The 13340-nt window shown below is 66.2% G+C and carries 10 protein-coding genes; 6 read left to right on the plus strand and 4 right to left on the minus strand.

What is annotated here, in order from left to right:
* Nucleotides 1–19: 19 nt before the first annotated feature.
* A complete protein-coding gene (locus AC3FNH_RS27155; protein ID WP_276098044.1) occupies nt 20–445 on the minus strand; it encodes a DUF4399 domain-containing protein in 426 nt (141 codons plus the stop codon).
* A 309-nt stretch (nt 446–754) separates the two neighbouring features.
* On the opposite strand from AC3FNH_RS27155, the gene AC3FNH_RS27160 reads away from it, so the two are divergent.
* Nucleotides 755–1999: a formylglycine-generating enzyme family protein gene (locus AC3FNH_RS27160; RefSeq protein WP_488722263.1), complete on the plus strand. Its 1245-nt coding sequence runs from the start codon at nt 755–757 to the stop codon at nt 1997–1999.
* Nucleotides 2000–2036: 37 nt separating this feature from the next.
* Here AC3FNH_RS27160 and AC3FNH_RS27165 read toward each other — a convergent pair whose 3' ends face one another.
* Complete coding sequence (locus AC3FNH_RS27165) at nt 2037–4082, minus strand: serine/threonine protein kinase (protein ID WP_488722264.1); 2046 nt, start codon at nt 4080–4082, stop codon at nt 2037–2039.
* Between the two features lie 541 nt (nt 4083–4623).
* Here AC3FNH_RS27165 and AC3FNH_RS27170 point away from each other — a divergent pair.
* Both AC3FNH_RS27170 and AC3FNH_RS27175 read left to right on the plus strand, forming a co-directional pair.
* Nucleotides 4624–4848, plus strand: coding sequence for a hypothetical protein (locus AC3FNH_RS27170; RefSeq protein WP_488722265.1), 225 nt, complete (start codon nt 4624–4626; stop codon nt 4846–4848).
* A gap of 839 nt (nt 4849–5687) precedes the next feature.
* Nucleotides 5688–7568, plus strand: coding sequence for a DEAD/DEAH box helicase (locus tag AC3FNH_RS27175; RefSeq protein ID WP_488722266.1), 1881 nt, complete (start codon nt 5688–5690; stop codon nt 7566–7568).
* 131 nt (nt 7569–7699) lie between these two features.
* Here AC3FNH_RS27175 and AC3FNH_RS27180 read toward each other — a convergent pair whose 3' ends face one another.
* Together AC3FNH_RS27180 and egtD are read right to left on the minus strand one after the other, a co-directional pair.
* Nucleotides 7700–8956 carry an SUMF1/EgtB/PvdO family nonheme iron enzyme gene (locus tag AC3FNH_RS27180; protein ID WP_488722267.1) on the minus strand — a complete coding sequence of 419 codons (1257 nt, stop codon included), beginning with the start codon at nt 8954–8956 and terminating at the stop codon, nt 7700–7702.
* A gap of 83 nt (nt 8957–9039) precedes the next feature.
* Nucleotides 9040–10158 (minus strand): L-histidine N(alpha)-methyltransferase, encoded by a 1119-nt coding sequence (egtD, locus tag AC3FNH_RS27185; RefSeq protein ID WP_488722268.1) that lies wholly within the window; start codon nt 10156–10158, stop codon nt 9040–9042.
* A gap of 540 nt (nt 10159–10698) precedes the next feature.
* Between egtD and AC3FNH_RS27190 the strand changes: the two genes are divergently transcribed.
* The 3 genes from AC3FNH_RS27190 (at nt 10699) to AC3FNH_RS27200 (ending at nt 12835) form a co-directional block, all read left to right on the plus strand.
* Nucleotides 10699–11412, plus strand: coding sequence for a TerC family protein (locus AC3FNH_RS27190; protein WP_276098051.1), 714 nt, complete (start codon nt 10699–10701; stop codon nt 11410–11412).
* 131 nt (nt 11413–11543) lie between these two features.
* On the plus strand, nt 11544–12338 hold the full coding sequence (locus tag AC3FNH_RS27195; RefSeq protein WP_488722269.1) for a thymidylate synthase: 795 nt from the start codon (nt 11544–11546) through the stop codon (nt 12336–12338).
* On the plus strand, nt 12335–12835 hold the full coding sequence (locus tag AC3FNH_RS27200; protein WP_488722270.1) for a dihydrofolate reductase: 501 nt from the start codon (nt 12335–12337) through the stop codon (nt 12833–12835). The genes AC3FNH_RS27195 and AC3FNH_RS27200 overlap by 4 nt, the downstream gene beginning before the upstream one ends.
* Nucleotides 12836–13340: the final 505 nt, after the last annotated feature.

Here is a 13340-nt window from a genome sequence, read left to right on the forward strand (position 1 = left end):
GCCATTGCAGCCAACTCGGCTACTTCACCGTGATGGTGATTTTCCTGGAGTAGAGTGGCGGATCGAACGGCACGTGCTTGGCATCGCCCAGCAGCAGCTGCAGCGTGTGTTTGCCCGGCGGCAGCTCGATGCGCGCGTCGGTCTCCCCCGCGCCGAAGTGCAGATGGTTCTTGTCGGAAGGAATTTCCTTGTCCAGCGGCGGCAAGTCCGTATCGATCAGCAGATGATGGTGGCCGCACTTGCTCGACTCGATCCCCTTGGGGCAGACGCCCATATTGCGCAAGCCCATGCGGATCCAGAACTTGCCGCCGGAGATGACGGCGCCGTCCGGCGGCCAGATGATGTACACCTCGGCATTCTGCGGCGCCGAAGTCGGCATCGAGACGGACGGCACGGTGGCAACTGCCATGGCCGCCAGCAAGCGGAACAGGAATCGTCTGGACATACGCGGCGCCTCCCGGAGAGTGTCCGAAACCCGATCACGTTGTCCCGCAAGCCCGTGGTTCTTCTGGTTGCTCTTGGCCAGCGCTCGGCGATTCGGTATTCAGGTTAGAACGGAACCCGGCAAAAAGCGAACTCGCCATGACATGGCCACCGCGCCTGACCACAACACGGATGCGCTGCGCAAGCACCTCCGGATTCACAAACGCTGTGCTATCTTGAAGCAAGCTGACGTCACGGCAACACCACAATGCGCCCAGGCGCCGCCCAAGCGCGCGCATCGGGCTGGCCGCAGTTCCAACAGGGTCCGAAAATGTGGCGCAAATCTCCTGTCGTTCTGGTCGCATCCGTGCTGTGCACCAGCGCGCTTCTCGCTGGCCTGGCCGGCCCGGCCTTCGCCGGTGGAACGGCGGCGGCACCGGAAGCGGGACCCCTGCTGCTGGCCGGCATCCTGCCCAAGAACAGCGATGAGCAATACGAGCTGACGTTCTGGGAATCGATCAAGAACAGCAACTACGCCGGCGACTACGAGGCCTACCTCAAGCAATATCCGAACGGACGCTTCGCCGCGCTTGCCAAGGCGCGCATCGAGCGCCTTGCCGCTGCCAGCGCTCCGGCCGCCAAGAGCCCGCCACCGGAACACGCCAGGCCGGCCCAGCCGCCCGCCGCGGCAACCGCGCCAGCCAAGCCTGCGCCGTCAGCGCCGCAGCGGACCGCGCCACCCACCGCGGCAGCGCCCGCGGCCGCTGGTGCCGCAGCATCAGCCACGCCGCCCTCGCGCGCGGGCTCGACGGCCGCCGGCGCGGCCAGCACGGGGAGCGAGCGCAAGCCGGTCGAAGTCAAGGGCGAGATCCACGATTGTCCGGTCTGCCCCGTGCTCGTCAGCCTGCCGGCCGGCAGCTTCACGATGGGCAGCAATGCCAGCGACCCGGCGGAAAAGCCGGCGCACCATGTCACGATCAGCCAGCCGTTCGCGATCGGCCGCTATGAGGTGACCGTCGAGCAATGGAACGCCTGCGTCGACACGGGCGGCTGCGATCGCATCGCCACGGTGGCGAACAGCGCAAAAACCGCGCCGATACGCGATGTCAGCTGGGATGACGCGCAGCAATACGTGACCTGGCTGAGCAAGACCACGGGAAAGACGTACCGCCTGCCCACCGAAGCAGAGTGGGAATACGCGGCGCGTGGCGGCACCGCCTCGGCATTCTGGTGGGGCGACCAGATGCGCAAGGGCACGGCCAACTGCAAGGATTGCGGCGATCCGTGGAACCAGGATGCGCCCGCTAATGTGGGGTCGTTCGCGGCCAACCCGTTCGGCCTCTACGACGTCAACGGCAGCGTGTGGGAATGGGTCAGGGACTGCTGGCACAGCAGCTACAAGAATGCGCCGGTCGACGGCCGGAGCTGGGAAGAAGCAAGTTGCGGCGCGCGCGTGATCCGCGGCGGCTCATGGCGCGAAGGCGCGAGCTACATGGTGTCGTCGACGCGCTTCAAGTACAGCGCAAGCGTGCGGCAGTCGCAGAACGGCTTCCGCGTCGCGCGCGACGTCAAGTAGACGCGCGGCCATCGACGCTCGCGACGCTCCCAGAGGTTCATTTGGCTCGCGTGGAAATCTCCACGAGGTCCGCGCTGATGCGGTCCTGCCCATACTTGTGGGCCATCTGCCCGAGCGGCGTTTCCAGCGCCTTCAGGTAGTCCTGCCGCGTCTCCACATCGGAGCGCCGCCCGTCGAACAGCGGCGCCGGCGTGGTGAGCAACACCACGAGTTCCGTGCCGAACGGCCGCGAGATCACCCAGTCACCCGCGTCGCCAATGGTGGCGCTGTAGCTGGCCGGCGCCTGTTGGCCCGGCACGCGCGCGCTTGGCACAAGGTGGGCCACATTGCCGTCGGCCGCAAAGTAGTCGACGTACACGTAGGAATCCTGCGCGGGCGTGCGCAACTCAAGCACCAGCGGCGTGCCTTCGGTGAGCTGCTTCTTGTCGCCGCGCGTGCGCAGCGAAGATGCCGCCGCGCCCTCGCGGCGGCCGGACCAGTACGGTGCGATCATGCGCGCGATATCGCATTTGTCGGCGCTGAGCGGCTGGGTGTCGAAGTCGAGCGACTTCACGCCCGGCAACGCATTGAGCTGCTCGCGCAGGCGCGACACGCCCACGCTCTCGGCCAGGTAGCCACGTACGCGCACCCGGCCGTTCTCTGGCGAGGTCGCCGCCAGCAGCGAGCATGGCACCGCGGCCATCACGCGCAATACGGCCGGCATCGAGAACGCCTCGGCCGGCGGACTCGGCGCCGGGGCAGCCGGTGCCGGGGGCGCCGATGGCACCGTTGGCGCGGTTGGCGAAATGTCGGCCTGCGCCACTGGCGGCGGCGTCTGCGTTGGCCGGCTGGTGCGCCATGCGAAGTAGCCCACTGCCGATACGCCCGCCAGTGCTGCCACGGCGGCGCCTGCCAACAGCGCCGAGCGCTGCGACGCCGTGATGGCGGGCGCTGCGCTCATGCCTGCCAGGAAACGGTCGACCGTGGGCGTGCGCGTCTCGCGGTCCAGCGAGAGGGCCTGGCGCAGCGTCTTCCACTGCGTGCGCGACAGCTCGCGCGGCTGCATGGGCTTGAGCCCGGCGGCGCGCGCCTGATTCGCCGACATGCGTTCATAGGGGTGCCGGCCAGTCAGCAGCTCGTACGTCACGCAGGCTAGCGCATAGATGTCGTCGCGCGGGTCGGGCTCGCGGTGCTCGAACATCTCGGGGCTAGCGTAGGCCGGCGTCATGCCGCCGAGCGAGCCCGGATCGAAGACGGTCTTGTCGGATTCATCCGCCGGCGGCAGGAAGCCGCGCGCAATACCGAAGTCGATCACCTTCACTTCGCTGCCATCGGTCAGGAAGACGTTGGCGGGCTTGAAGTCGCAATGCACGAAGCCGCGCTCGTGCGCATAGGCCAGCGCATGGCCCATGCCGGCGATGATGGGCATGGCCTTGGCCATGGGCATGCCGGTGAAGCCGGGCGCCTTGAGGATCTGGCTGAGCGGCCTGCCGGACAGGTACTCCATGGTCAGGAAGACCACCGGGCCGTCGCGGTCGAAATCGTAGACGGTGACGATATTCCGGTGCGCAAGCGTCTGCGCCTTGCGCGCTTCGCGCTGCAGCGCAATCAGCGACTTGGGGTGGCCGCTGAACTGAAGGTTGAGCACCTTGATCGCGATATACGGCTTGCGGTCCGAGGCCTCCAGCTTGCGCAGGTCCAATGCCTTGTACACCGTCCCCATGCCGCCTACACCGAGGCACTCTTCCAGCACGAAGCGGCCGTTCAGCGTGTCGCCGACGCCCTTTGGCCGCGATGCGAGCGGCACGGTGCCGACGGCCGGTGAGGTGGCATAGAGCGAGCCGGTCACGGGTCCGCTTTCCATGTCGGTGGATTGGCCCGTCGGATCGAACAGCGTCGTGCCGCTGCGCTCGATGCGGCGCATGACCTCGGCGTACACCGCCGGCGGGAACGGGAAGCGGGTGTTCTCCTCGATGATCACGCGTGCCAGCTGGCTCGGCGTGGTGCGCTCCTGCGCCAGTGCCATGTCGAATGACGCAACGAACTCGTCGTCGGACAGACCGCCGTTCTGGAACTTCTGAATCAGGTCTCTGACACTGGCCATCGGTGTTGCCCCGAAGTCAATGCAAGCGGCACGCCCTCGCGCAAGCGCACCATCCACGATGGATACTAGTGCGCACTCTTGGCATCCGCAAACCGCGCGTGGGCGGCGCAGCAGAGCTTCTGCTCCCCTGCGCATGCGCGGGTCACATCAGCGAAAACCGCTGTCGGTGGGCAGCCAACAACAAACCTCGAAGTGTTGGCGAATACCCGCCACCCCGCCCCGATCTGGCACGGGCAACCTTGCCGCGCACAATGCACTTTCATCCCGCAAATCCGCTCTATGCCTGGCGCCTGGCAAATCCGAGCGCGGACGGTCGGAATCCTGGCGCGACTCCTGCTTCTTTCAGCCTTCCGGGGGCAGCTAGACGTCACCCCGAATGTGTCGCGCGAACCGTGCGTGCCTCGACATTGCCCTGCGCAAACGGTGGCCCAGTCTCTGCGCGACAGGCGGCGGCGCGGCCTGCTTGCGCATCGGACCGCACGCCTATACTGAAACGGCGCCGTCCCCGCGCGGACGCGGCGCCGCACGACCGGAGAACGCCATGGCAGTGATCGTCATCAAGGACCTGACCGAGAACATCGACCTGGACCGGGAGGCCATGACCGCCATCCTCGGCGGCAGCCGCAGCGCCGGCGCAAGCGGGCGCATCTGGCTGGGTCTGCGGCAACGCGGGCCGTCGCGCCTGGTTTCGTATCCGCCAGGCTGGCCGGCGAATCCGCACGTCCGTCCGCTGGAGCGTATCGAGGGCAAGCTGCCGCGCAAGTGACAGAGCCTCAGCGCACGCCGGACAAAGAAAAGCCCGCCATGGCCTGGCGGGCTGGTTGCGGACGGCCCCGGACTTCCTGGGTCAACGCCATCAGCCGTGCGGTCATTCCTTGTCGAGCAGGCTTCCCATGATTCCGCCCATGACGCGGACGCCCCACCGGACCACCCGGAGGTTCGCAGGAATTCTGGCAGTGACGACAATGACCGCAATGCTCACAGCGAGCAGTGATTCAGTATCGCTGTAGGATGCCAATACGGGAACTTTATTGTCCGCCCCGTACGAGCAATCATCTGTTGCTCGCGCCTTGAGTATAGGGCGGTCCCTCCTGCTTTCAACCCGGAATTGGCACCGCACGTGAGTGAGTGCCAGCGCTGGTGTGCCATGTGCCCCTCGGCGGATATATCTGGTTACTTTTTCGCAGCGCAACAAATTTTCCGGGTTCTGCTATAATCCGCGCCGTGAGTTTCGCAACTGTGAGTTCCGCCACCCGCCAGGCACATCCCGCCAAGGCGAATCCGCTGCCCTCCCAAGCTCTGTTTTCCCGCTGCCGAACGTGAACGTGGCTTTTGCCGTGGTTCAGCAGCCGACAGAACGCACCGCTCACCGACGTAGCCTCGTCTCCGATCCTGTTGAACAGCCTGAACTGAGCTGTTTGCCTGCCAGGGACCCTGCGGCTGGCCTAGCGCCTGCCGACACCCCTGCCTGCCGCCGTACTGTCAGCTGAGTCTGTCGTAACGGCCTCACCGATTGGCGCCGAAGCCTTTTTAAAGACTTTGCACTGCGCCCACCCCTATTTCATTTGCGTTGCAGGGGTGCCATGCATTTTTAATTTCGACGACATGACCCAGCACGACATTCGTGCGGAGCAAGCTATTGCCTCCGCTACCGACGCTTCGATCACTTCCGCCGCCCAAAGCCCGCTCGACAAGCTCGACGCCATGCTCAACGGCCCGGAAGAAGCGACCGGCGCCGATGCAGCGGAGAACGGTTTCGCCGCGCTTGGCCTGGATGCGGCCATCCTGCGCGCACTCTCCGAACTGAACTACAACAACCCGACGCCCGTCCAGGCGCAGGCCATTCCCGCCTTCCTGGCTGGCCGCGACCTGCTGGTGTCAAGCCAGACCGGCTCGGGCAAGACGGCAGCGTTCATGCTGCCCGCGATCCAGCGCATCAGCGAAAAGCCGGCGCCCAACCGCCCGACCGAACCCGCCAAGCGCATGAAGGGCAAGCGTCCCCGCCCGGCCCCGGCACAGCCTTCGCTGCTGGTGCTGACGCCCACGCGTGAACTGGCCCTGCAGGTGACCGAAGCCGCCGCCAAGTATGGCCGCAACCTGCGCCGCATCGTCTGCGCGAGCATCCTGGGCGGCATGCCCTACCCGAAGCAGCTCGCCATGCTGGCCAAGATGCCTGACATCCTGGTGGCTACGCCGGGCCGCCTGCTGGACCATATCTCGGCTGGCCGCATCGACCTGTCGGCACTCGAGATGCTGGTGTTCGACGAAGCCGACCGCATGCTGGACATGGGCTTTGCCGATGACATCGACGCTATCGTCGACGCCACGCCGGCCAGCCGCCAGACCCTGATGTTCTCGGCCACGCTGGACGCCCGCATCGCGCAACTGGCTTCGCGCCAGCTCAAGGATCCGCAGCGCATCGAGATCGCCGCGGCCCGCGCCGACCAGAGCCATATCGAACAGCGCCTGCACTTCACCGACGACATGTCGCACAAGGAGCGCCTGCTCGACCACCTGCTGCGCGATGCCACGCTCAAGCAGGCCATCGTGTTCACGGCAACCAAGCGTGACGCCGACTCGCTGGCCGAGCGCCTGTCCGACACCGGCTTTGCCGCCGGTGCCCTGCACGGCGACATGACCCAGGGCGCGCGCAACCGCACCCTGACCGCGCTGCGCCGTGGCAACCTGCGCGTGCTGGTGGCCACCGACGTGGCCGCGCGCGGCATCGACGTGCCCGACATCACCCACGTGGTGAACTTCGACCTGCCCAAGCAGGCCGAGGACTACGTGCACCGTATCGGCCGTACCGGCCGTGCCGGCCGCTCGGGCATCGCCATCAACCTGGTCAACCACGGCGATATGTTCCAGTGGCGCCGCATCGAGCGCTTCACCAACCATCGCATCGACGCGTCGGTGATCGAAGGGCTGGAGCCGCGCCGTTCGCCCAAGCCGCGTTCGAACTTCGGCGGCAAGCCGGGTGGCGGCCGCGGCAATGGCGGCGGCTATCGCGGCGGCGAGCGCAGCTTCGGTGACCGCAGCTTTGGCGAACGCAAGTTCAGCGGCGAAAACCGTGGCTTCGGCAATCGTGGCGGCCAGGAAGGCGGCGGCAACCGTGAAGGCGGCTACCGTGGCGGCGAGCGCAATTTCAGCGACCGCGGCGAGCGCAACTTTGGTGATCGCAATTTCGGCGAACGCAAGTTCGGCGGCGAAAACCGCGGCTTCGGCAACCGCGGCGGCCAGGAAGGCGGGCGCAGCTTCGGTGACGACAACCGTGGTTTCGGCAACCGCGAAGGTGGCGGCTACCGTGGCGGCGAGCGCAATTTCGGTGATCGCAACTTCGGCGACCGCAGCTTTGGTGATCGCAAGTTCGGCGGCGAAAACCGCAGCTTCGGCGACCGTGGCGCCCGTGATGGCGGCCGCAGCTTCGGCAACCGCGAAGGCGGCTTCGGTGGTCAGCGCAACAGCCGCTCGCGCTACGAGCGATAAGACATCCACGGCGCCACGCGCGCTGGCATCATGAAGAAGAGCACCCCGCGGGGTGCTCTTCTTTTTTTCGCCGGATGGATGCGCTCATCGCGCAGGGCAGGCGCAGCACGAGGCGCCCTCGGGCCCCCCTCTTACATCGCGCACGTCCGAAACCCCACAAACACAAAATCCTCCTCCGGCAGCAAAGCCCATCGGGCCCGCACGTGCCGCTGCCGCGACGAACTGACAAAGGTCGTGCCTCGCACCGTCTGGTGCGTGCCGAAGCGCGCCACCAGTTCCTGGTCCGACGGCGACGCGACAAACCCCGCATACGGCTCGTACGGAGACGCCGTCCACTCGCGCAACATGCCCCACTGCAACCCGCGGTTCTGCAGCGCTGCAAGCTCCCACTCCGCTTCCATGGGTAGGCGGCGGCCAGCCCACCCGCACCAAGCCTGGGCTTCATAAAGCGAGACGTGGCGCACGGCCTCGTCGGGGTTGAGGGTGCGCAGCGTACCGAAGCGCTCCACCATCCAGTTGCGCGATTCCGGGTGCCGCGACCAGTAGCGAGGTGCCGAGCGCTCCTGCGTCATCAGCCACTGGCGGCCGGCGGCCGACCACCAGGCCGGGTTCTCATAGCCGCCGTCCTCGACGAACTCCAGGAACTGCGCGTTGCTGACCAGTGCGGCGTCGATCTCGAATGCCGGCACGTAAGTGGGCTGCGGCGGCAGTTCGTCCGGCTGCGCATAGCCATCCGGATCCGACCAGCCCTGCGTGAAGCGGCCGCCGGGGAAATGCAGCGTGCCGGCATGCGCGACCGACATGCCGGGTCCTGGCGCAACCGGCGCGGCCGGTGCCAGGCCGAGCGCCTGCAGCAATGCCGCGAGATTCTCGGCCTGCGCATCTTCCTGGAACAGCGCGCGGCGAAACGGATAGAGCGTCAGGTCGCCATCGTCAGGCAACAAGGCCAGGCGGCGCAGCAGGCCATCGAGCACATCGGAGGCGTATTGCTTGACCACGGCCACGTCGGGCAGGACGATTTCCCAGCGTTCATCCATGCCGATGCGGTCAGGGTCGAACCATTCGTCGGCACCATCGAGCCGCGACGGCTCGCTGGCCACGGGCACCGGCACGCCGCCACGATCGAGCTGCCGCACGCCGCGCAGGCACCACCATTCGGCGTGCCAGGCGATATACCCCAGCGTCCACAGCGGCGGGCTGGCGTCGTACTGCCGCGGCACATCCCAACCCTTGCGGGTCTGGCCAAAAGCGGCCAGCCAGGCCAGGGTCCGGCTGCGCGCGTCGACCAGCGCCTGGGCCAGCCCTTCGCGTGGCAGGCGACGGGCATCGGACCAGCCAGCCTGGCCGCCACTGAAGTAGAGATCGGGAAGCATGGTGAAGCCGCTCATCGGTTGACATCCGTTCGGGAAGGACGAAGACGGGCGGCCGCCCGCCATGGCAGCGGCCATTATGACACCGGACGGGAGACGCTTCAGGCGCGCGCGTGGAACACCGCGAACCAGCCCAGCGGGTCGGTCCAGTACACCGGATCGTCGAAGCCGGCGGCCTCAAGCAGCATGGCGAAATCGCCGGGCCGGTATTTGTAGGAATCCTCGGTATGGATGCGCTCGCCTTCGCCGAACCTGCGCTCGCCGCCGTCCCAGCGCACCCGCACCGGCCGGCACGCCTGCAGGTGCATCTGGATGCGTGACGCCTCGCGGTCGAAGCTCGCGGCATGGCGCCAGTCGTCGACGTCGAAATCGGTCTCGACGATGCGGTTCACATTGCGCAGCACGTTGCGGTTGAAGGCAGCCGTGACACCCAGCGCATCGTCATACGCGGCGACCAGCGTGGCCTCGTCCTTGACCAGGTCCACGCCGATCAGTACGCCGTCGCCACGCCCTGCCGCGCCACGCAGCCGCTGCAGCAGCGCCAGCGCGTCCATGGGCGAGAAATTGCCGATGCTCGAGCCCGGATAGAAAAACAGCCGCTGGCCGCGCCTGACATTGCGAGGCAGGTCGAAGCTGCCGCACAGGTCCGCGCCGAGCCCGAGCATGGGGATGTCCGGATGCTGCTGCTGCAGGCACGACAAGGTGCCGCGCAGGAATTCCACCGAGATGTCGAGCGCCACGTACTGCGCCGGCCTCAGGCTGCCGAACAGCCGCGCGGCCTTCTCGCAGTTGCCCGCGCCCAGGTCGATCAGCACGCAGCCGCTGCCCGCGCGCGCGGCAATGGCGGGCGCGGCGCTGGCGAAAATCGACGCCTCGGTACGCGTCGGGTAGTACTCGGGCAGGTCGGTGATCGCCTCGAACAGGCGCGAGCCCAGCACGTCGTAGAAGAATTTCGGGCTGATGCTCGCTTCGGACTGGCGCAGGCCGGCCAGTATCTGCCCGCGCAGGGCGCCGCTGTCTTCGTGGTACTGCTGGATGAACTCGGGCTGCGGCGGTATGGCCCTGGACACATGGCCGTTGGCCACGCTCACCAGCGAGTGGGGGCCATCGTGCGCGCCGTCTGTGCTCCTGGCGTCTTGTGCGTCGTTGGCGTTGCGATGGCCGAGGCCGGATGGGTCGGTGGAGCGGGAACGATTAAGCTGGGTCGGGACAGCCGGCATGACGTTTCCTTGTGTGGTCGTGGGTCCACTTCTTATCCCTCAAGGCGGACGCACCCTGACATGCGTGGGCGCGCCGGATCCGGGATGCGCCGCTGTCCTGTCCGGGACGCATCGGCCGAAAGCCGATCTTCAAGCATAGGTGCCCCGCGGCGATTGCGGTTGCTGCGTTGCAAAAATGGCAGCGCAAATCGGAGGCAACATCGGGTGCGGTACGAGACCGATGCAGTTCGCCTCCGTATCTTTCCCAATGCCGCCACAACGCAACAATTCGTTTATAATCCGGCCCAACGCGGATGTATTCTGGTCCGCGTCCCTTCAAAGGGGAGTAGCTCCGGGGCCATGCCCTTAGCACAATCGTCATTCCGAGACTGACGTCTCCGGTTGTGCTGACACTGGTGCGCAGACCGCGCCAGACGTCGAGCAAGACCTTTGCAACCTGGAATCATGGTTTGCAAAGGCGACTCCCGGTCCCCCGTCTCACTCCATGACTCCAGGCGAACCAAACGCGCGTTTGCGGCTATTCGCACTTGAGGAGAGTTCATGGAGTGGTTTACCGATCTGTTCACGATGCAGTTCCTGACGGCACTGCTATCCATCGTCGTCATTGACCTGGTGCTGGCCGGCGACAATGCCATCGTGATTGCCCTGGCGGCGCGCAACCTGCCGCAGCACCTGCAAAAGAAGGCCATCGTCTGGGGTACCGTCGGTGCCGTGGTGGTGCGCTCGGCCATGACGATCGGCGTGGTCTGGCTGCTCAAGATCCCGGGCCTGCTGCTGGTCGGCGGCCTTGCGCTGGTGTGGATCGCCTACAAGCTGCTGTCCGATGAGGGCGACGGCGACGAGCATGGCGCGGGCGCTTCGACGCTGTGGGGCGCGATGAAGACCATCATCATCGCCGACGCGGTGATGGGCGTGGACAACGTGCTGGCCGTGGCTGGCGCCGCGCACGGCAGCTTCCTGCTGGTGGTGCTGGGCCTGCTGATCAGCATCCCGATCGTGGTGTGGGGCTCGAGCCTGGTGCTCAAGCTGATGTCGCGCTTCCCGGCGATCATCTACGCCGGCGCCGGCGTGCTGGCCTTCACGGCCGCGAAGATGATCGTGCACGAACCGCTGGTCAAGGCGTTCTTCGAAGCCAACCCGGTGGTCAGCTGGGGCCTGTACGCGCTGGTCATCGGTGGCGTGCTGGGCGCCGGCTACCTGGTGCAGAAGCGCCGCGGGCAACACCAGGCGCAGCAACCGGCCGGCAGCCACTAAGGCCTGCCGCCACGCCAGGGCAGCGGCCCTGGCCACGCTGCCGCAAGGGCCGCCCGAAGGGTGGCTCTTCTTGCTTTAAAATGCCTGGTTTGCGGGCCCGCGCCCGCGTCACTTCCCATCCCCCCGCGCCGATGAAACAGTATCTCGACTTCATGCGCCATGTGTACGAGCATGGCACCGAAAAGGCCGACCGCACCGGCACCGGCACGCGCTCCGTGTTCGGCTACCAGATGCGCTTCGACCTGCGCGAAGGCTTCCCCGTGGTCACCACCAAGAAGCTGCACCTGAAGTCGATCATCCTGGAACTGCTATGGTTCCTGCAGGGCTCGACCAATGTGCGCTGGCTGCAGGAGAACGGGGTCTCGATCTGGGACGAATGGGCTGACGAAAACGGCGAACTGGGCCCGGTCTACGGCTCGCAGTGGCGCTCGTGGCCCACGCCCGATGGCCGCCATATCGACCAGATCACCGACCTGCTGAACCAGATCCGCGCCAACCCGGACTCGCGCCGCCTGATCGTCTCGGCCTGGAATGTGGCCGATATCCCGCGCATGAAGCTGCCGCCGTGCCATGCGTTCTTCCAGTTCTACGTGGCCGATGGGCGCCTGTCGTGCCAGCTCTACCAGCGCAGCGCCGACATCTTCCTCGGCGTGCCGTTCAATATCGCGAGCTACGCGCTGCTGACGCACATGATCGCGCAGCAGACCGGGCTGGAGGTCGGCGACTTCATCTGGACCGGCGGCGACTGCCATATCTACAGCAACCACTACGAACAGGTGCAGACGCAGCTTTCGCGAGAGCCGCTGCCGCTGCCGACGCTGAAGATCGTGCGCAAGCCGGACAGCATCTTCGACTATCGCTACGAAGACTTCGAGCTGGTCGGCTACCAGTCGCATCCCGCCATCAAGGCACCGGTGGCTGTATGACATTGCTGACCCTTGTCGTCGCCCGCGCCCGCAACGGCACCATCGGCCGCAACAACACGCTGCCGTGGCGCCTGCCGGAAGACCTGGCGCATTTCAAACGGACCACCATGGGCGCGCCGATCATCATGGGTCGCAAGACCTGGGATTCGATCGGCCGGCCGCTGCCGGGGCGCCGCAATATCGTAGTGAGCCGCAATACCGCGCTGAAACTGGAAGGCGCGGAAGTGGCCGGCTCGCTCGAAGACGCGCAATTGCTCTGCATCGGTGCCGAGCAGGTGTTCCTGATCGGCGGCGCACAGCTCTATGCCGAAGCGCTGCCCAGCGCGGACCGGCTCGTGGTGACGGAGATCGATGCCGATGTCGAGGGCGATGCGTTCTTTCCCGCCATCGACCGGACGCAGTGGATCGAGACGTCGCGGGAAACGCATCATTCGGAAGCGAATGGCTTCGATTACGCCTTTGTGACCTATGATCGGCCGCCTTCGGGGGAAGAGTGATCGGTCGGTCAGCCAGGGACCGGGAAAGGGGATGACCGGAGCGTCGTGCTTGGCAGGCGCCGCTGTTTCGCCGGCGTAGCCGGCGGGGTTTTGTGGTGGTGATTGCGCTGTCGTTCTTGGCAGGCGCCGCTGTTTCGCCGGCGTAGCCGGCGACCTACTTCTTGTCCGAGCGGCAAAAGAGTAAGCAGAAAAGCGCGTCGCCTGGCGGCTGGCCATCAACGATACGCTTCTTGTTTTCAAGCGGCTTTGGTCTTGCGAGACGTGGTTGCCCGTTCAAGCCTGCTACGCATAGTGATTCAGAACCAGTGCCTGCGATAACCTGCTTGTGTACGATCCCCATGTAGGGCTCGGGTACAGCGTTCCAAGAGCGTCAGTGGTGGGACGCCTTCGGCTGCGCTGCGCGCACGTCCTAGTCGGTCTGCGACGGGCATCATCGTCGCCAGTGCCAACGGTTCGGTTTCTCTGCTTCGCTGCGGCGCGGTTTGCCTGCGGCCTGGGTGCTCAG

The organism is Cupriavidus sp. 22TCCZM01-5, from assembly GCF_057798915.1.

Bases quoted from the DNA above. Each gene is read 5' to 3' on its own strand.
- AC3FNH_RS27155 (WP_276098044.1), bottom strand. From the start codon at position 445: ATGTCCAGACGATTCCTGTTCCGCTTGCTGGCGGCCATGGCAGTTGCC.
- AC3FNH_RS27165 (WP_488722264.1), bottom strand. From the start codon at position 4,082: ATGGCCAGTGTCAGAGACCTGATTCAGAAGTTCCAGAACGGCGGTCTG.
- AC3FNH_RS27200 (WP_488722270.1), top strand. From the start codon at position 12,335: ATGACATTGCTGACCCTTGTCGTCGCCCGCGCCCGCAACGGCACCATC.
- AC3FNH_RS27195 (WP_488722269.1), top strand. From the start codon at position 11,544: ATGAAACAGTATCTCGACTTCATGCGCCATGTGTACGAGCATGGCACC.
- AC3FNH_RS27170 (WP_488722265.1), top strand. From the start codon at position 4,624: ATGGCAGTGATCGTCATCAAGGACCTGACCGAGAACATCGACCTGGAC.
- AC3FNH_RS27180 (WP_488722267.1), bottom strand. From the start codon at position 8,956: ATGAGCGGCTTCACCATGCTTCCCGATCTCTACTTCAGTGGCGGCCAG.
- AC3FNH_RS27175 (WP_488722266.1), top strand. From the start codon at position 5,688: ATGACCCAGCACGACATTCGTGCGGAGCAAGCTATTGCCTCCGCTACC.
- egtD (WP_488722268.1), bottom strand. From the start codon at position 10,158: ATGCCGGCTGTCCCGACCCAGCTTAATCGTTCCCGCTCCACCGACCCA.
- AC3FNH_RS27160 (WP_488722263.1), top strand. From the start codon at position 755: ATGTGGCGCAAATCTCCTGTCGTTCTGGTCGCATCCGTGCTGTGCACC.
- AC3FNH_RS27190 (WP_276098051.1), top strand. From the start codon at position 10,699: ATGGAGTGGTTTACCGATCTGTTCACGATGCAGTTCCTGACGGCACTG.